This is a genomic window from Escherichia sp. WS1451, from assembly GCF_046487365.1.
GTDB lineage: Bacteria > Pseudomonadota > Gammaproteobacteria > Enterobacterales > Enterobacteriaceae > Escherichia > Escherichia coli.
In genome coordinates, this window is sequence record NZ_JBJQJP010000010.1 from 120,925 (window position 1) to 138,860 (window position 17,936).

The following is a 17,936-nucleotide window of genomic DNA, read 5'->3' on the forward strand; positions in this document are numbered from 1 at the left end:
TTGTGCTTCCTGCTGCGTTTATTCCTGATTTAGTTACAGGCTGGCATTGCCTTCAATTGCACCACCAAAGTCATTTATGGCGAAGAAATGCACTTTGGCAGAACTTGCTTTACCACTCATGCCTTTTATGTAGAAGGTTTCTTCACTCAGCGGGGCTACCATTTTTACATCCAGGGGGTAGGTTTTGCCATTGGCGACTAAATCACCACTACTGAATGAGACGTGATACGGTGTCGGATTTGCGACGCGCAATGCAGTTTTTCCAGCAGAGGTTGCCCATGACCATTTCAGTGCTGCGGGTGCATCTGATGGCAGTCCGTTTAAACCTTCCGGGCGATAAAATAATTTGATACGCGTACGGAATGCCAATTGCAGAAGACTCTGGTTGGCGACTTTATCTGCGTCAGGTTTGGGTGGAACCTCGAGTACGTTAAACCAGAAAACACTTTCTCGGTCTTTTGGCAGCGGTGAGGAAGCCGTGTACATCAATTTAATAGTTTGACCACGTTTGGCATCAATTCGCGAAACAGGAGGGGTGGCGGTAAATGGGACAGTAATACTCCCTGGTTCAGCACTATCGTCGCCAGTATCCAGCCAGCTCTGAACGAGTAACGGATTATTCCCCTTATTTTCCAGCCGAACATTAACGCTTTTTTCATTACTTTTATAAATTACGCGAGTTCCTGAAATTACGATATCTGCTATTGCCGATGCGCTTAAGCTCATACAAGTGGCGAAGCATACAGCTGCAGTATGTTTAGCGTTTAAAAACATAAACCATTCCCGACAGAGTTAATTAAAATAGGGAGTAACATTCCACTATTAAGAAAGTTACTCCCATAGATATTCAGTTTATGAATCTAACGAAGGATTACTGGTAAGTAATGGTATATGCAGTGTTGGTTTTAACATAACCAGCAGTTGGTGCCTGGCTTGCTTCAGCACGGACATAGGATGCTTTAAAATCATAGGTTGCAGATTTAGTCGTAGCGTCCAGCGTTTTTGTGTAAATATCGCCTGGGTTGTTAATTTGAACCTGTTTGATAGTGGAACCATCAATATTGTGCAGGGCAATATTTACGCCGTCAGAAGGCGTGTTAATAGACATATCGTTGTTCAGAGTCCCTTTGCTGTTGCCAAAGAACACGGAACCGAAGGTCATTTTTGCGGTGCTACCAGGATTCGGGTTTGCATTGCTGCAGTCAACGGTGATGCTGAAAGGTTTAGCTTTAGCACCTACGGTGTCATTCAGTACGCCAGCACTGATTTCAGCAACAGTTGCAGTTTGCAGAAGCACCAGGCCATCTTTGTTGCCACCATCAACACGGGTTTCACAGGTGTTATCAACTACCAGACCACTGATATTTAACTGACCACCGTCCAGACCAGCAGAAGCAGTACCTGCAACCATTGCCAGCATAAGACCAGACAGGGCAAAACCTAATTTTTTAGACATAAAAATCCTTGAATAAAATTCCATTAGTCAGACTACATGTTTGAAGAGTAACTATTCATGACACAAATAAGAGAAACAAATGTTAGATATTAATGAGCAATGATGTTTGTTACCAAAATTTACAACCATTGTTCATTAGGTTGCCTATTGTGCACTTTAGAAGCTTTTGAACAAATTAAATTTACTTAATTCAAGATTAAGTAAATTTAAGTTCACAAGTGCAATTAGTTAGGGTATGGCGATGGGATTGATATTTCTCAGCGGGAATTTATATTATGTTTCTATAAAAAATTTTTAAACTAAAATCGTTATTAAGGAAAGAGAGTCGGTGTGATTTTCAGAAAATATTTATATTCGTAATATAAATAAATTACCATTTGCTTAATTTTTCAAATGCTCTTGTATGTAAGATTTGACGCAACGTCTCCCCATCAGGAAACACTAACTCCGGCGCAATTTCAAACAGTGGCCACAGCATAAAGCCACGATTTTTCATATCGTAGTGCGGAACGGTCAGACGTTCGGTATTTATTACTTCATTACCAAACAGCATGATGTCGAGATCCAGCGTGCGCGGTCCCCAGCGTTCAGCTTTACGGACGCGACCTTGCTGCAATTCGATACGTTGTGTGTGATTGAGTAGCTCTTCAGGGGCAAGAGTGGTTTCCAGCGCGACGGCGGCATTTAAGTAATCGGGTTGATCTTGCGGCCCCAGCGGTGGGGTGCGGTAAAACGAAGAAACAGCAAGAATGCGGCTTTCTGGAATATCGCCTAATGCTTTCAGGGCAGCATTGACCTGCTCCAGCGGAGAGGCCAGATTGCTGCCTATGGCAATATACGCCACTGTCATGCGGTACCCTCACGACGCGGTGCGCGTTTGCGTGGACGACGAGTACGACGACGCGGTGACGGTTCTTCATCCAGTTCGTTAAGCATCCCTTTTTGGTCTGGCGGCGCGGAAACCTGGAACTCACCCCACCATTTCACCAGACGTTGCAGTTCAGCGTTACGCTCAACTTCGGCTCGTAAGGCCAACAGGTCGTATGCCGCACGGAACTTAGGATGCTCCAGCAGTTTCCATGCGCGTTTACCCTGACGACGGGACATACGCAACTGCAACTGCCAGATATCGCGAGTTAGCGTAGTCAGACGTTTCGGGATCGCCAGTGAACGACAGGCTTCGTCCAGCACGTCGTTCATCGCCAGTGCGAAAGCGTCGTGATAGGTCAGGCCGCTTTCCTGGGCGATCTTCTGTGCCGTCTCCAGCAGTGGATACCAGAACATGGCGGCAAACAGGAACGCTGGGTTCACGCGCATATCGTTATGGATACGCGTATCGGTATTCTTCAGCACCTGTTCAATGATCCGCTCCATCGGGCTGTCGCCATTTTCCGTGAAGTAGCGGGTAATGGTCGGGAACAGCGGCTGGAACAGATGATATTCACACAGCAGCTTATAGGTTTCGTAACCGTAGCCCGCTTGTAGCAGTTTAAGCGATTCTTCAAACAGGCGTGCCGGTGGGATATCGTTCAGCAGGGTAGCGAGGCGAGGGATCGGTTCTGCGGTTTCCGGGCTGATGCGCATACCCAATTTGGCGGCAAAACGAACCGCGCGAAGCATCCGTACCGGATCTTCACGGTAGCGCGTTTCCGGGTTACCAATCAGACGGATAACGCCGTCTTTCAGATCCTTCATGCCGCCAACGTAATCACGGACGGTAAAATCTGCCACGCTGTAATACAGGCTGTTGATAGTGAAATCGCGGCGCTGGGCGTCTTCTTCGATGGAGCCGAAAATGTTGTCGCGCAGCAACATACCGTTTTGCCCGCGTTGGGAGGTCGTGCGGTCGCTGACGTTACCTTCGTGATGTCCACGGAAGGTCGCAACTTCGATAATCTCCGGGCCAAACATCACATGAGCCAGACGGAAACGGCGACCCACCAGGCGGCAGTTACGGAACAGTTTGCGCACCTGCTCTGGCGTGGCGTTGGTGGTCACGTCAAAATCTTTCGGCTTTTTGCCAAGTAACAGGTCGCGCACGCCGCCGCCAACCAGCCAGGCTTCGTATCCCGCTTTATTGAGCCTGTACATTACCTTCAGGGCATTTTCACTGATATCTTTGCGGGAAATAGCATGCTGCTCACGCGGGATCACCGTCACCTGTGGACGGGCGACTGCCTGTTCAGCCTCGCTTTCCTCGCGGCTTAGCACCTTGCGGCAAAAATTAGCGACTCGGGTAAAAATAGTACACCTCGGTAGTGTCAAACATCATTCAGGACAAAAAATAGCGGCTAATCATAGCTCAGCATGACGCATTTGAGAATGTTGAATTTACAATTGCCGACTCAGGCACGGCAGTCAGCGTCCAGTTTTTGACGGCTGACTGAAGGATTTGCTCGACGCTGAAATCCTGCCAGTGTGTTTCTACCTGCTGACCCAGAAAATGAAGTGCCGCGATTAACACCGGGCGCGGATCGCCTTTCGGCAACGCAGGCGCATGATTCTGCTTGGAAAGTTTAGCGCCTTGTGTGTTAAGCGCCAGCGGTAAATGAATGTAATCTGGCACTTTCCAGCCAAAAAGCTGGTACAGCGAGATTTGCCGCACCGTCGGTTCGATCAAATCTGCCCCGCGGACAATTTCGCTCACGCCCTGGAAGTGATCATCCACCACCACCGCCAGGTTATAGGCAAACAAACCATCACGGCGATGAATAATAAAATCTTCCCGTGCCAGTTTTTCGTCGGCGTGAATAATGCCTCGCAGCAGGTCAGTAAACTGGGTGACCGGATGCTGCTGGCGGATACGTACTGCGGCGTTGTCTGGTCCATGATGCAAATCCCGGCAATGACCGTCGTAAATACCGCCAATGCTTTGAATACGCGCACGCGTGCAGGTGCAGTAATAACTTAGTCCTTGCTCATATAACCAGGCGAGTGCTTCGCGATAGGCGTGGTGACGTTGCGATTGCCAGAGAACGTCGCCGTCCCAGTGCAGGCCGTAATGTTCCAGCTGGCGCAGGATAGTCTCTGCGGCACCGGGAACTTCACGAGGCGGGTCGATATCTTCTATGCGTACCAGCCAGCGACCTTGCCGGGCGCGAGCCTGCAAATAGCTGCCAAGCGCGGCAATCAGAGAACCAAAATGAAGCTCGCCGGAAGGAGAGGGGGCGAAGCGGCCAATATAGTGTGTGTCTGTCATCTCTTTGAACAAAAAATAAGGCGGGAGCATTTCCCGCCTGTGGTAAACGTGATGGAACGGCTGTAATTAGCCAGCCATTTGTTTTTCGCGAATTTCAGCCAGCGTTTTGCAGTCGATGCACAGATCGGCTGTCGGGCGCGCTTCCAGACGGCGAATACCAATTTCAACACCGCAGGATTCGCAGTAGCCGAAATCTTCGTCTTCCACTTTTTTCAGCGTCTTCTCGATCTTTTTGATCAGCTTACGCTCGCGATCGCGGTTACGCAGTTCGAGGCTGAACTCTTCTTCCTGGGCTGCACGGTCTACCGGGTCCGGGAAGTTGGCTGCTTCATCCTGCATATGTGTAACGGTGCGATCGACTTCATCCCTGAGTTGATTACGCCATGCTTCCAGAATACGACGGAAGTGCGCCAGCTGGGCTTCATTCATATACTCTTCGCCCGGCTTCTCCTGATATGGCTCCACCCCAGCGATGGCGAGAATACTCAGGGACGATGTTTTACGGTTTTGCCCTTCTTGCATGTTGCTTCTCCTTAACACGCACTATCGATCCCCATGTTCGGGGGAAAAATGAGGCCGCTATAAATAGCAGATGCTTTTCCGGATAGCAATTATCTAAACGTAACACTTGACAACTGTGTGAGGAAAAGCGTATTTGCGCACGCGACCAGAATGTAAATTAACCAGTTACTTACTCTACTACAATGTAACCGGTAGTGATTTTTTAAGAGCCATGCCTTCGGCAGAAAGTTCCGCTTTGTAAGCCAGAATTTCTACCCCCCTCTGTTGAGCTTCTGACAATAGTTGCGCGTATTTCTCATCGATGTGGCGCGCGGGTGAAAACCGTGTAATGGCTGAATGCAGCACGGCGAAAAAGATAACCGCACGCTGGCCTTCAGCCGCTACGCTCATTAACTCCCGAAGGTGTTTCTGACCTCGTTCAGTGACCGCATCGGGAAAATATCCCTGTTCGTTCTCCGCTAACGTAACCGATTTCACTTCAATATAGCAGTCTGGACGCGAATCCGCCTGCAACATAAAGTCAATACGGCTGCGTTCGGCGCCATATTTTACTTCGCTTTTCAGCGAGCTATAGCCTGACAGTTCTGAAATTGATTCATTAAGGATAGCCTCTTTCGTCAGCCTGTTAGCCCAAAGCGTATTGACGCAAATAATTGCGCCGCTCTGGCTTTGAGTTAATTCCCAGGTGTGTGGGTATTTCCGTTTGGTGTTGTCTGAAGTCGAATACCAGACGGTATCGCCAGGCGTTGCACAACCGGTCATCGCACCCGTATTTGGGCAGTGTAGCGTTAATTCGCGACCATCGGGTGTGATCACATCGGCTAAAAAACGTTTGTAACGCTGAATTAGCGTCGCGCGCTGTAGAGGGGGAGAAAATTCCATTGCGACAATCCTTGTTATTGCGTTAGCGCCCAGCGTTTTAGCGGCGTGTAGCGTGTGCGTCCACGGGCAAACGAGGAGGCGTAAAGGGTGAACTCCGTCACCATATACGACCAGTTAAAACCTGGCGGCGGGATTGTCACCGCCTCGCTGGCGTCGCGCAATAAGGTAATATGTGGATGAAACGGACGATTGCTTTGAAAACAACCGCTGCGGGCAGCCTGTGAGCGGAGCATATTCGCCAGCTGGATTAAGCCGCGTGGCGGCTGTCGCATCCCTAACCACACCACACGCGAACGCAGCCATTGACCGGCGTCATCAAGCGTGAGTGTGAAACCAGGTTGACGAATCCGTCCGGCTAAAAGAGAAAGCGCCTTCTCTTTCTCTGCGCTCACTTCGCCTAAAAATGCCAGAGTCAGATGCAAATTATCGGCGGCAACCGGACGTCCCGCCTCAGGTGGGAACTGTGTGGCGCGCCAGTGGATAATCTGTTCGCGGATTTCTGCAGGTAAGTCGATAGCAAAGAACAGCCGTTGCGGTTCAGACATGTGAGGCACTCGGTTATGAATTACCGCGATGCTACAATGTGGCGCGAAGAATGTTAACCCTCTGGAGCGTTTTGTGTCGTCGTTGCCCGTTGCTGCCGTCTTACCTGAGTTACTTGCTGCCCTCGATGGTGCACCGCAGGTGTTATTAAGTGCGCCGACCGGGGCCGGGAAATCAACCTGGCTGCCGCTGCAACTGCTGGCGCATTCAGCTATTCACGGGAAAATCATTCTGCTGGAGCCGCGTCGTCTGGCGGCGCGTAACGTTGCGCAACGACTGGCGGAGCTGCTTAACGAAAAGCCAGGCGATACCGTTGGCTACCGGATGCGTGCGCAAAACTGCGTCGGGCCGAATACCCGCCTGGAAGTGGTTACCGAAGGCGTGCTGACGCGGATGATCCAGCGTGACCCGGAACTGAGCGGTGTTGGATTGGTGATCCTTGATGAATTTCATGAGCGCAGCTTGCAGGCGGATTTGGCGTTGGCGCTGTTACTCGATGTGCAACAAGGTCTGCGTGATGACCTTAAACTGCTGATTATGTCGGCTACGCTGGACAACGACCGCTTGCAGCAAATGCTGCCAGAAGCGCCCGTCATCATCTCAGAAGGGCGCTCGTTTCCGGTTGAACGCCGTTATTTACCGCTGCCCGCGCATCAGCGTTTTGACGAAGCCGTTGCGGTATCCACCGCCGAAATGCTGCGTCAGGAAAGCGGATCATTACTGTTATTTTTACCTGGCGTCGGAGAAATTCAGCGTGTGCAGGAACAACTGGCTTCGCGCATCGGCAGTGATGTGTTGCTCTGCCCGCTGTATGGCGCGTTGTCGCTGAACGATCAGCGAAAAGCGATCCTCCCGGCACCGCAAGGGATGCGCAAAGTGGTGCTGGCGACCAATATTGCTGAAACCAGTTTAACCATTGAAGGTATTCGTCTGGTGGTGGATTGTGCCCAGGAGAGGGTGGCGCGTTTTGATCCGCGTACAGGGCTTACGCGGTTGATTACTCAACGCGTTAGTCAGGCGTCGATGACGCAACGTGCCGGGCGTGCCGGGCGTCTGGAGCCGGGTATCTGCCTGCATTTAATCGCCAAAGAACAAGCCGAACGCGCCGCGGCGCAAAGTGAACCGGAAATATTACAAAGCGATCTCTCCGGTTTGCTGATGGAATTACTGCAATGGGGATGCAGCGATCCTGCGCAGATGAGCTGGCTGGATCAACCGCCAACGGTGAATCTACTGGCCGCGAAACGCCTGTTACGGATGCTGGGGGCGCTGGACGGTGAACGGCTTAGTGCGCAAGGGCAAAAAATGGCAGCGCTGGGTAACGATCCGCGTTTAGCGGCAATGCTGGTTAGCGCGAAGAACGACGACGAAGCTGCTACCGCGGCAAAAATTGCCGCCATTCTCGAAGAGCCGCCACGGATGGGCAATAGTGACCTGGGCGTGGCGTTTTCGCGCAATCAACCCGCCTGGCAGCAACGTAGTCAGCAACTGTTAAAACGCTTAAACGTACGCGGCGGTGAGGCAGACAGTTCGCTTATCGCGCCGCTACTTGCCAGAGCGTATGCCGATCGCATTGCTCGTCGCCGTGGGCAAGATGGACGCTATCAACTGGCGAACGGCATGGGGGCGATGCTCGATGCCGACGATGCGCTAAGCCGCCACGAATGGTTGATCGCACCGTTATTATTGCAGGGCAGCGCCTCGCCGGATGCGCGGATTTTACTGGCGCTACCGGTCGATATTGATGAGTTAGTACAACGCTGCCCGCAGCTGGTACAGCAATCGGACACCGTGGAGTGGGATGACGCGCAAGGTACGCTGAAAGCCTGGCGTCGACTGCAAATCGGTCAGTTGACGGTAAAAGTGCAACCGCTGGCGAAACCCTCGGAAGATGAGTTGCATCAGGCGATGCTTAACGGCATTCGTGATAAAGGTTTAAGCGTGCTCAACTGGACGGCGGAAGCGGAACAGCTACGCTTGCGTTTGTTATGCGCCGCAAAGTGGTTGCCGGAATATGACTGGCCAGCGGTTGATGATGAAAGTTTGTTGGCGACGCTGGAAACGTGGCTACTGCCGCATATGACAGGCGTACATTCGCTACGCGGCTTGAAATCACTCGATATTTATCAGGCACTGCGTGGATTACTTGATTGGGTAATGCAGCAACGTCTGGATAGTGAATTGCCTGCGCATTACACTGTGCCGACGGGAAGCCGGATCGCCATTCGTTATCATGAAGATAACCCGCCCGCGCTGGCGGTGAGAATGCAGGAGATGTTTGGCGAGGCCACCAATCCGACGATCGCCCAGGGGCGCGTGCCGCTGGTGCTGGAGTTACTTTCCCCTGCCCAAAGGCCGCTGCAAATCACGCGTGATTTGAGCGCCTTCTGGAAAGGAGCGTACCGTGAGGTGCAAAAAGAGATGAAAGGGCGTTATCCCAAACATGTCTGGCCGGACGACCCGGCAAACACCGCACCAACGCGACGAACGAAAAAGTATTCGTGAAGATCAAAGTAAATTTGAGAGATATCTTCTTCTGTCTTGCAACAGAAGAACAGAAAATCGGGCTTTTGCGCCTGAATATTGCGGAGAAAAAGCATGGCCGGGAATGACCGCGAGCCAATTGGACGCAAAGGGAAACCGACGCGTCCGGTCAAACAAAAGGTAAGCCGTCGTCGTTACGAAGATGACGATGATTACGACGATTATGATGACTATGAGGATGAAGAACCGATGCCGCGCAAAGGTAAGGGCAAAGGCAAAGGGCGTAAGCCTCGTGGCAAACGCGGCTGGCTATGGCTGCTGCTAAAACTGGCTATCGTTTTTGCCGTGCTGATCGCCATTTACGGCGTTTATCTCGATCAAAAAATTCGCAGCCGTATTGATGGCAAGGTCTGGCAACTGCCCGCGGCAGTTTATGGCCGGATGGTCAACCTTGAGCCAGACATGACCATCAGCAAGAACGAGATGGTGAAGCTGCTGGAGGCGACCCAGTATCGTCAGGTGTCGAAAATGACCCGTCCTGGCGAATTTACCGTGCAGGCCAACAGCATTGAGATGATCCGCCGTCCGTTTGATTTCCCGGACAGTAAAGAAGGGCAGGTGCGTGCACGTCTGACCTTTGATGGCGATCATCTGGCGACGATCGTCAATATGGAGAACAACCGTCAGTTCGGTTTCTTCCGTCTTGATCCGCGCCTGATCACTATGATCTCTTCACCAAACGGTGAGCAACGTCTGTTTGTGCCGCGCAGTGGTTTCCCGGATCTGCTGGTGGATACTTTGCTGGCAACAGAAGACCGTCATTTTTACGAGCATGATGGGATCAGTCTCTACTCCATCGGACGTGCGGTGCTGGCAAACCTGACCGCCGGACGCACGGTGCAGGGCGCGAGTACGCTGACGCAACAGCTGGTGAAAAACCTGTTCCTCTCCAGCGAGCGTTCTTACTGGCGTAAAGCGAACGAAGCCTACATGGCGCTGATCATGGACGCGCGTTACAGCAAAGACCGTATTCTTGAGCTGTATATGAACGAGGTGTATCTCGGTCAGAGCGGCGACAACGAAATCCGCGGCTTCCCGCTGGCGAGCTTGTATTACTTTGGTCGCCCGGTAGAAGAATTGAGCCTCGATCAGCAGGCGCTGTTGGTGGGTATGGTGAAAGGGGCGTCCATCTACAACCCGTGGCGTAACCCGAAACTGGCGCTGGAGCGACGTAACCTGGTACTGCGTCTGCTGCAACAGCAACAGATTATTGATCAAGAACTCTATGACATGTTGAGTGCACGTCCGCTGGGTGTTCAGCCGCGCGGTGGGGTGATCTCTCCTCAGCCAGCCTTTATGCAACTGGTGCGCCAGGAGCTTCAGGCTAAATTAGGCGATAAGGTAAAAGATCTCTCCGGCGTGAAGATCTTCACTACCTTTGACTCGGTGGCCCAGGACGCGGCAGAAAAAGCCGCCGTGGAAGGCATTCCGGCACTGAAAAAACAGCGTAAGTTGAGCGATCTTGAAACCGCGATTGTGGTTGTTGACCGCTTTAGCGGTGAAGTTCGTGCGATGGTCGGTGGTTCTGAGCCGCAGTTTGCGGGCTACAACCGTGCGATGCAGGCGCGTCGTTCGATTGGTTCCCTTGCAAAACCAGCGACTTATCTGACTGCCTTAAGCCAGCCGAAAATCTATCGTTTGAATACGTGGATTGCCGATGCGCCAATCGCGCTGCGTCAGCCGAATGGCCAGGTCTGGTCACCGCAGAACGATGACCGTCGTTATAGCGAAAGTGGCAGAGTGATGCTGGTGGATGCGTTGACCCGTTCGATGAACGTGCCGACGGTGAATCTGGGGATGGCGCTGGGGCTGCCTGCGGTTACGGAGACCTGGATTAAACTGGGCGTACCGAAAGATCAGCTGCATCCGGTTCCGGCGATGCTGCTGGGGGCGTTGAACTTAACGCCAATCGAAGTGGCGCAGGCATTCCAGACTATCGCCAGCGGCGGTAACCGTGCACCGCTTTCTGCGCTGCGTTCGGTAATTGCGGAAGATGGCAAAGTGCTGTATCAGAGCTTCCCGCAGGCGGAACGCGCGGTTCCGGCGCAGGCGGCGTATCTGACACTATGGACCATGCAGCAGGTGGTACAACGTGGTACGGGGCGTCAGCTTGGGGCGAAATACCCGAACCTGCATCTGGCAGGGAAAACAGGGACTACCAACAATAACGTAGATACCTGGTTTGCGGGCATTGACGGCAGCACGGTGACCATCACCTGGGTAGGCCGTGATAACAACCAACCGACCAAACTGTATGGAGCCAGCGGGGCAATGTCGATTTATCAGCGTTATCTGGCTAACCAGACGCCAACACCGCTGAATCTTGTTCCGCCAGAAGATATTGCAGATATGGGCGTGGACTACGACGGCAACTTTGTTTGCAGCGGTGGCATGCGTGTCTTGCCGGTCTGGACCAGCGATCCGCAATCACTGTGCCAGCAGAGTGAGATGCAGCAGCAACCGTCAGGCAATCCGTTTGATCAGTCTTCTCAGCCGCAGCAACAGCCGCAACAGCAACCTGCTCAGCAAGAGCAGAAAGACAGCGATGGTGTAGCCGGTTGGATTAAAGATATGTTTGGGAGTAATTAACGTCTAAGCGTGATATACCGGATGGCGAGCTGCCATCCGGTAAAATAACATCCCCTCCAAAGTATTAACCCTTTCTTTTCATCTGGTTATTTATTAACCCTTCAGGAACGCTCAGATTGCGTACCGCTTGCGAACCCGCCAGCGTTTCGAATATTATCTTATCTTTATAATAATCATTCTCGTTTACGTTATCATTCACTTTACATCAGAGATATACCAATGGCGCGTTCCAAAACTGCTCAGCCAAAACACTCACTGCGTAAAATCGCAGTTGTAGTAGCCACAGCGGTTAGCGGCATGTCTGTTTATGCACAGGCAGCGGTTGAACCGAAAGAAGACACTATCACCGTTACCGCTGCACCTGCGCCGCAAGAAAGCGCATGGGGGCCGGCTGCAACTATTGCGGCGCGACAGTCCGCTACCGGCACTAAAACCGATACGCCGATTCAAAAAGTGCCACAGTCTATTTCTGTTGTGACCGCCGAAGAGATGGCGCTGCATCAGCCGAAGTCGGTAAAAGAAGCTCTTAGCTACACTCCTGGCGTTGCCGTGGGAACTCGTGGCGCATCCAACACTTACGATTACCTGATCATCCGCGGATTCGCCGCTGACGGCCAAAGCCAGAACAACTATCTGAATGGCCTGAAGATGCAGGGCAACTTCTATAACGATGCAGTTATCGATCCGTATATGCTGGAGCGCGCTGAAATCATGCGTGGTCCGGTATCCGTGCTGTACGGGAAAAGCAGCCCTGGCGGCCTGTTGAACATGGTCAGCAAGCGCCCGACTACAGAACCGCTGAAAGAAATTCAGTTTAAAGCCGGTACTGACAGCCTGTTCCAGACTGGTTTTGACTTCAGTGATGCGCTGGATGATGACGGCGTTTACTCTTATCGTCTGACTGGTATTGCGCGTTCAGCCAATGCTCAGCAGAAGGGGGCAGAAGAGCAGCGTTATGCTATTGCTCCAGCGTTCACCTGGCGCCCGGATGATAAAACCAATTTCACTTTCCTTTCTTACTTCCAGAACGAACCGGAAACCGGTTATTACGGCTGGTTGCCGAAAGAGGGAACCGTTGAGCCGCTGCCGAACGGTAAGCGTCTGCCGACAGACTTTAATGAAGGGGCGAAGAACAACACCTATTCTCGTAATGAGAAGATGGTGGGCTACAGCTTCGATCACGAATTTAACGACACCTTTACTGTGCGTCAGAACCTGCGCTTTGCGCAAAATAAAGTCTCGCAAAAGAGCGTATATGGCTACGGCATGTGCTCGGATCCGCTGTATACCAAAGACGACGATGCACTCAAGGCGAGTCCATGTTTAAGTATCCCGCAGTCAGAATGGAATCATACACTGACTCGTCAGTACGTTATCGATAATGAGAAATTAGAAAACTTCTCTGTTGATACTCAGTTGCAAAGTAAATTCGCAACCGGCTCGGTTGAACACACTCTGCTGACCGGCGTTGACTTTATGCGTATGCGTAATGATATTGACTCCTGGTTCGGTTACGCCGGTTCCGTTGCACCGTCTGATATCTATAATTTAGACCGTAGTGACTTTGATTTTGGTGCTCACCCGGATCCGTCTGGCCCATACCGCGTTTTGCTTAAACAGAAACAAACCGGTCTGTATGTTCAGGATCAGGCGCAGTGGGATAAGGTGCTGGTGACTCTGGGTGGTCGCTATGACTGGGCGGAACAGTCATCTTTCAACCGTGATTACGGTAATAAATCCGATCGTGATGACAAACAGTTCACCTGGCGTGGTGGCGTAAACTACCTGTTCGACAACGGGGTAACGCCTTACTTCAGCTACAGTGAGTCGTTTGAGCCAGCATCTTTGACAGATGCAAACGGTGATCTGTTTGCACCTTCGAAAGGCAAACAGTATGAAGTTGGTGTGAAATATGTGCCGGAAGATCGCCCAATTGTGCTGACGGGCGCACTGTATCAGCTTACCAAAACCAACAACCTGATGGCGGATCCGAATAATCCCAATTTCTCGATTGAAGGCGGTGAGATTCGCGCTCGTGGTGTAGAACTGGAAGCAAAAGCGGCGCTGTCGGCGAGTGTTAACGTAGTAGGTTCTTATACTTACACCGATGCGGAATACACCACCGACACTACCTATAAAGGCAATACGCCTGCACAGGTGCCAAAACACATGGCTTCGCTGTGGGCTGACTATACCTTCTTTGACGGTCCGCTTTCAGGTCTGACGCTGGGCACCGGTGGTCGTTATACTGGCTCCAGTTATGGTGATCCGGCTAACTCCTTTAAAGTGGGAAGTTATACGGTCGTGGATGCGTTAGTGCGTTATGATCTGGCGCGAGTCGGCATGGCTGGCTCCAACGTGGCGCTGCATGTCAACAACCTGTTCGATCGTGAATACGTCGCCAGCTGCTTTAACACCTATGGCTGCTTCTGGGGCGCAGAACGTCAGGTCGTTGCAACCGCAACCTTCCGTTTCTAATTTCTCTTTTGGGGCACGGATATCCGTGCCCGTTTCACAAGTTGGCTGTTATGCAGGAATACACGAATCATTCCGATACCACTTTTGCACTGCGTAATATCTCCTTTCGTGTGCCCGGGCGCACGCTTTTGCATCCGCTGTCGTTAACCTTTCCTGCCGGGAAAGTGACCGGTCTGATTGGTCACAACGGTTCTGGTAAATCCACTCTGCTCAAAATGCTTGGCCGTCATCAGCCGCCGTCGGAAGGGGAGATTCTTCTTGATGCCCAGCCGCTGGAAAGCTGGAGCAGCAAAGCGTTTGCCCGCAAAGTGGCTTATTTGCCGCAGCAGCTTCCTCCGGCAGAAGGGATGACGGTGCGTGAACTGGTGGCGATTGGTCGTTACCCGTGGCATGGCGCACTAGGGCGCTTTGGTGCGGCAGATCGCGAAAAGGTCGAGGAAGCTATCTCGCTGGTTGGCTTAAAACCGCTGGCGCATCGGCTGGTCGATAGTCTCTCTGGCGGCGAACGTCAGCGGGCGTGGATCGCCATGCTGGTGGCGCAGGATAGCCGTTGTCTGTTGCTCGACGAACCGACCTCGGCGCTGGATATCGCCCACCAGGTTGATGTGCTGGCGCTGGTGCATCGTTTAAGTCAGGAGCGTGGCCTGACGGTCATTGCCGTGCTGCACGATATCAATATGGCTGCGCGTTACTGTGATTATCTGGTCGCCCTGCGCGGCGGTGAAATGATTGCTCAGGGAACGCCTGCGGAAATTATGCGCGGCGAAACCCTTGAAATGATTTATGGCATCCCGATGGGTATTTTGCCGCATCCGGCGGGTGCTGCACCTGTGAGTTTTGTTTATTGATGAGCGGCTTACCTCTTATTTCGCGCCGTCGACTGTTAACGGTGATGGCGCTTTCTCCGTTGTTATGGCAGATGAATACCGCCCACGCGGCGGCTATTGATCCCAATCGTATTGTGGCGCTGGAGTGGTTGCCGGTGGAATTACTGCTGGCGCTCGGCATCGTGCCTTACGGCGTGGCGGATACCATCAACTATCGCCTGTGGGTCAGCGAACCGCCATTGCCGGACTCAGTGATTGACGTTGGTTTGCGTACAGAACCTAACCTTGAACTGCTGACCGAAATGAAACCGTCGTTTATGGTCTGGTCGGCAGGATATGGCCCTTCACCAGAAATGCTGGCACGCATTGCGCCGGGGCGCGGATTTAACTTCAGTGACGGCAAACAGCCGCTGGCGATGGCGCGTAAATCGCTGACGGAAATGGCAGATTTACTTAACCTGCAAAGCGCAGCAGAAACGCATTTAGCGCACTATGAAGACTTTATCCGCAGTATGAAACCCCGCTTTGTGAAGCGTGGTGCACGCCCGTTATTGCTGACGACGCTTATCGATCCGCGCCATATGTTGGTCTTCGGTCCAAACAGCTTGTTCCAGGAAATTCTCGATGAGTACGGCATCCCAAATGCCTGGCAAGGGGAAACCAACTTTTGGGGCAGTACCGCCGTCAGTATCGATCGTCTGGCAGCGTATAAAGACGTTGATGTGCTCTGTTTTGATCACGACAACAGCAAAGACATGGATGCGCTAATGGCAACCCCGCTGTGGCAGGCCATGCCGTTTGTCCGCGCCGGACGCTTTCAGCGCGTTCCGGCGGTCTGGTTCTATGGTGCGACGCTTTCTGCAATGCACTTTGTGCGTATTCTGGATAACGCCATCGGAGGTAAAGCGTGAGTAAACGAATTGCGCTTTTTCCGGTGTTATTGCTGGTGCTGCTGGTGGTTGCCGCAGCGGCGCTCACCTGGATGAACTTCTCGCAGGCGCTGCCGCGCAGCCAGTGGGCGCAGGCCGCCTGGTCGCCGGATATTGACGTCATCGAGCAGATGATTTTTCACTACAGCTTGTTGCCGCGTCTGGCGATTTCGCTGCTGGTGGGCGCGGGCCTGGGGATGGTGGGCGTGCTGTTTCAGCAAGTGCTGCGTAACCCGCTGGCGGAACCGACGACGTTGGGTGTTGCAACAGGCGCGCAACTGGGGATTACCGTCACCACGCTCTGGGCGATCCCAGGTGCTATGGCGAGCCAGTTTGCTGCGCTGGCAGGGGCTTGTGTTGTTGGCTTAATCGTCTTTGGCGTCGCGTGGGGGAAACGGCTTTCGCCGGTAACGCTGATCCTCGCGGGGCTGGTAGTGAGCCTTTATTGCGGCGCAATCAATCAGTTACTGGTTATCTTCCATCATGACCAACTGCAAAGCATGTTCCTGTGGAGCACCGGAACGCTGACGCAAACCGACTGGGGCGGCGTTGAGCGTTTATGGCCGCAGCTGCTGGGCGGCGTGATGCTGACGTTATTGCTACTTCGCCCGTTAACTCTGATGGGGCTTGATGATGGCGTGGCGCGCAATCTCGGGCTGGCCTTGTCGCTCGCTCGTCTGGCGGTGTTGTCGCTGGCGATTGTCATCAGTGCGCTGCTGGTGAACGCGGTGGGGATTATCGGCTTTATCGGGTTGTTCGCGCCACTGCTGGCGAAAATGCTGGGGGCGCGGCGTTTGTTGCCACGGTTGATGCTGGCATCGCTGATTGGTGCGTTAATTCTGTGGCTTTCTGATCAAATCATCCTCTGGCTGACTCGCGTGTGGATGGAAGTGTCTACCGGTTCGGTCACTGCGTTGATCGGTGCGCCGCTGCTACTGTGGCTGCTGCCGCGTTTACGCAGCATTAGCGCGCCGGATATGAAGGTCAACGATCGTGTCGCGACTGAACGCCAACACGTGCTGGCGTTTGCTCTCGCGGGCGGCGCGCTGCTGTTGATGGCTGTGGTGGTGGCGCTGTCGTTTGGTCGTGATGCGCACGGCTGGACGTGGGCGAGCGGGGCGTTGCTCGAGGATTTGATGCCCTGGCGCTGGCCGCGAATTATGGCGGCGCTGTTTGCGGGCGTCATGCTGGCGGTGGCGGGCTGTATTATTCAGCGGCTGACCGGAAACCCGATGGCAAGCCCGGAAGTGCTGGGGATTAGCTCCGGCGCGGCGTTTGGCGTGGTGTTAATGCTGTTTCTGGTGCCGGGTAATGCCTTTGGCTGGCTGTTACCCGCAGGCAGTCTCGGGGCGGCGGTGACGCTGTTGATCATTATGATCGCCGCCGGACGCGGTGGATTTTCCCCACACCGCATGTTACTGGCGGGGATGGCGTTAAGTACCGCGTTCACCATGCTTTTGATGATGTTGCAGGCAAGTGGTGACCCGCGAATGGCGCAAGTTCTGACCTGGATTTCCGGTTCGACCTACAACGCGACCGAGGCGCAGGTCTGGCGTACTGGAATTGTGATGGTGATTTTGCTGGCGATTACCCCGCTGTGCCGCCGCTGGCTGACCATTTTACCGCTGGGAGGTGATACCGCACGAGCCGTGGGGATGGCGCTGACGCCGACGCGAATTGCGCTGCTGCTGTTAGCGGCTTGCCTGACAGCGACTGCGACAATGACCATTGGACCGTTGAGTTTTGTTGGTTTAATGGCACCGCATATTGCGCGGATGATGGGCTTTCGACGGACGATGCCACACATCGTAATTTCGGCGCTGGTGGGTGGTTTACTGCTGGTGTTCGCTGACTGGTGTGGGCGGATGGTATTGTTTCCATTCCAGATCCCGGCGGGGCTGCTGTCGACCTTTATCGGCGCGCCATATTTTATCTATTTGTTGAGAAAGCAGAGCCGTTAATAGAAT

General features: G+C 53.0%; 14 protein-coding genes. 6 read left to right on the plus strand and 8 right to left on the minus strand.

Annotation, left to right across the window (positions count from 1 at the left end; translation table 11 throughout):
• Positions 1-33: 33 nt before the first annotated feature.
• The 8 genes from ACJHX7_RS14470 to thpR all read right to left on the minus strand — a co-directional run bounded on the left by ACJHX7_RS14470 (position 34) and on the right by thpR (position 6,604).
• Positions 34-774 carry a fimbrial chaperone gene (locus ACJHX7_RS14470; protein ID WP_000479540.1) on the minus strand — a complete coding sequence of 247 codons (741 nt, stop codon included), beginning with the start codon at positions 772-774 and terminating at the stop codon, positions 34-36.
• Positions 775-871: 97 nt separating this feature from the next.
• Positions 872-1,456, minus strand: a complete 585-nt coding sequence (locus ACJHX7_RS14475; protein WP_000038446.1) for a fimbrial protein — start codon at positions 1,454-1,456, stop codon at positions 872-874.
• 370 nt (positions 1,457-1,826) lie between these two features.
• Positions 1,827-2,306 carry a 2-amino-4-hydroxy-6-hydroxymethyldihydropteridine diphosphokinase gene (gene folK, locus ACJHX7_RS14480; RefSeq protein WP_000215148.1) on the minus strand — a complete coding sequence of 160 codons (480 nt, stop codon included), beginning with the start codon at positions 2,304-2,306 and terminating at the stop codon, positions 1,827-1,829.
• Complete coding sequence (gene pcnB / locus ACJHX7_RS14485; RefSeq protein WP_010723084.1) at positions 2,303-3,700, minus strand: polynucleotide adenylyltransferase PcnB; 1,398 nt, start codon at positions 3,698-3,700, stop codon at positions 2,303-2,305. The genes folK and pcnB overlap by 4 nt, the downstream gene beginning before the upstream one ends.
• Positions 3,701-3,758: 58 nt before the next feature.
• A complete protein-coding gene (gene gluQRS / locus ACJHX7_RS14490; protein ID WP_240090943.1) occupies positions 3,759-4,655 on the minus strand; it encodes a tRNA glutamyl-Q(34) synthetase GluQRS in 897 nt (298 codons plus the stop codon).
• 66 nt (positions 4,656-4,721) lie between these two features.
• Positions 4,722-5,177 (minus strand): RNA polymerase-binding protein DksA, encoded by a 456-nt coding sequence (gene dksA / locus ACJHX7_RS14495; protein ID WP_001155227.1) that lies wholly within the window; start codon positions 5,175-5,177, stop codon positions 4,722-4,724.
• Between the two features lie 177 nt (positions 5,178-5,354).
• Entirely contained in the window at positions 5,355-6,059 is a 705-nt protein-coding gene (gene sfsA, locus ACJHX7_RS14500) for a DNA/RNA nuclease SfsA (RefSeq protein WP_000396050.1), read from the minus strand.
• A 14-nt stretch (positions 6,060-6,073) separates the two neighbouring features.
• A complete protein-coding gene (thpR, locus tag ACJHX7_RS14505) occupies positions 6,074-6,604 on the minus strand; it encodes an RNA 2',3'-cyclic phosphodiesterase (protein ID WP_089582840.1) in 531 nt (176 codons plus the stop codon).
• Positions 6,605-6,677: 73 nt separating this feature from the next.
• Here thpR and hrpB point away from each other — a divergent pair, with 73 nt between their 5' ends.
• The 6 genes from hrpB (at position 6,678) to fhuB (ending at position 17,930) form a co-directional block, all read left to right on the plus strand.
• Positions 6,678-9,107, plus strand: coding sequence for an ATP-dependent helicase HrpB (gene hrpB / locus ACJHX7_RS14510; protein WP_410231638.1), 2,430 nt, complete (start codon positions 6,678-6,680; stop codon positions 9,105-9,107).
• 93 nt (positions 9,108-9,200) lie between these two features.
• Positions 9,201-11,735, plus strand: coding sequence for a bifunctional glycosyl transferase/transpeptidase (mrcB, locus tag ACJHX7_RS14515; RefSeq protein ID WP_000918166.1), 2,535 nt, complete (start codon positions 9,201-9,203; stop codon positions 11,733-11,735).
• 219 nt (positions 11,736-11,954) lie between these two features.
• Positions 11,955-14,213: a ferrichrome porin FhuA gene (fhuA, locus tag ACJHX7_RS14520; protein WP_000124395.1), complete on the plus strand. Its 2,259-nt coding sequence runs from the start codon at positions 11,955-11,957 to the stop codon at positions 14,211-14,213.
• Positions 14,214-14,263: 50 nt separating this feature from the next.
• A complete protein-coding gene (fhuC, locus tag ACJHX7_RS14525) occupies positions 14,264-15,061 on the plus strand; it encodes a Fe3+-hydroxamate ABC transporter ATP-binding protein FhuC (protein ID WP_001158929.1) in 798 nt (265 codons plus the stop codon).
• Positions 15,061-15,951, plus strand: coding sequence for a Fe(3+)-hydroxamate ABC transporter substrate-binding protein FhuD (gene fhuD / locus ACJHX7_RS14530; RefSeq protein ID WP_032172713.1), 891 nt, complete (start codon positions 15,061-15,063; stop codon positions 15,949-15,951). The genes fhuC and fhuD overlap by 1 nt, the downstream gene beginning before the upstream one ends.
• The gene (fhuB, locus tag ACJHX7_RS14535; RefSeq protein ID WP_410231639.1) at positions 15,948-17,930 is read left to right on the plus strand and encodes a Fe(3+)-hydroxamate ABC transporter permease FhuB; all 1,983 of its coding nucleotides are present in this window, start codon (positions 15,948-15,950) and stop codon (positions 17,928-17,930) included. The genes fhuD and fhuB overlap by 4 nt, the downstream gene beginning before the upstream one ends.
• Positions 17,931-17,936: the final 6 nt, after the last annotated feature.

Coding starts and splice junctions, on each gene's coding strand:
- ACJHX7_RS14470 (WP_000479540.1), bottom strand. CDS start 774: ATGTTTTTAAACGCTAAACATACTGCAGCTGTATGCTTCGCCACTTGT.
- ACJHX7_RS14475 (WP_000038446.1), bottom strand. CDS start 1,456: ATGTCTAAAAAATTAGGTTTTGCCCTGTCTGGTCTTATGCTGGCAATG.
- folK (WP_000215148.1), bottom strand. CDS start 2,306: ATGACAGTGGCGTATATTGCCATAGGCAGCAATCTGGCCTCTCCGCTG.
- gluQRS (WP_240090943.1), bottom strand. CDS start 4,655: ATGACAGACACACACTATATTGGCCGCTTCGCCCCCTCTCCTTCCGGC.
- dksA (WP_001155227.1), bottom strand. CDS start 5,177: ATGCAAGAAGGGCAAAACCGTAAAACATCGTCCCTGAGTATTCTCGCC.
- sfsA (WP_000396050.1), bottom strand. CDS start 6,059: ATGGAATTTTCTCCCCCTCTACAGCGCGCGACGCTAATTCAGCGTTAC.
- thpR (WP_089582840.1), bottom strand. CDS start 6,604: ATGTCTGAACCGCAACGGCTGTTCTTTGCTATCGACTTACCTGCAGAA.
- mrcB (WP_000918166.1), top strand. CDS start 9,201: ATGGCCGGGAATGACCGCGAGCCAATTGGACGCAAAGGGAAACCGACG.
- fhuA (WP_000124395.1), top strand. CDS start 11,955: ATGGCGCGTTCCAAAACTGCTCAGCCAAAACACTCACTGCGTAAAATC.
- fhuC (WP_001158929.1), top strand. CDS start 14,264: ATGCAGGAATACACGAATCATTCCGATACCACTTTTGCACTGCGTAAT.
- fhuD (WP_032172713.1), top strand. CDS start 15,061: ATGAGCGGCTTACCTCTTATTTCGCGCCGTCGACTGTTAACGGTGATG.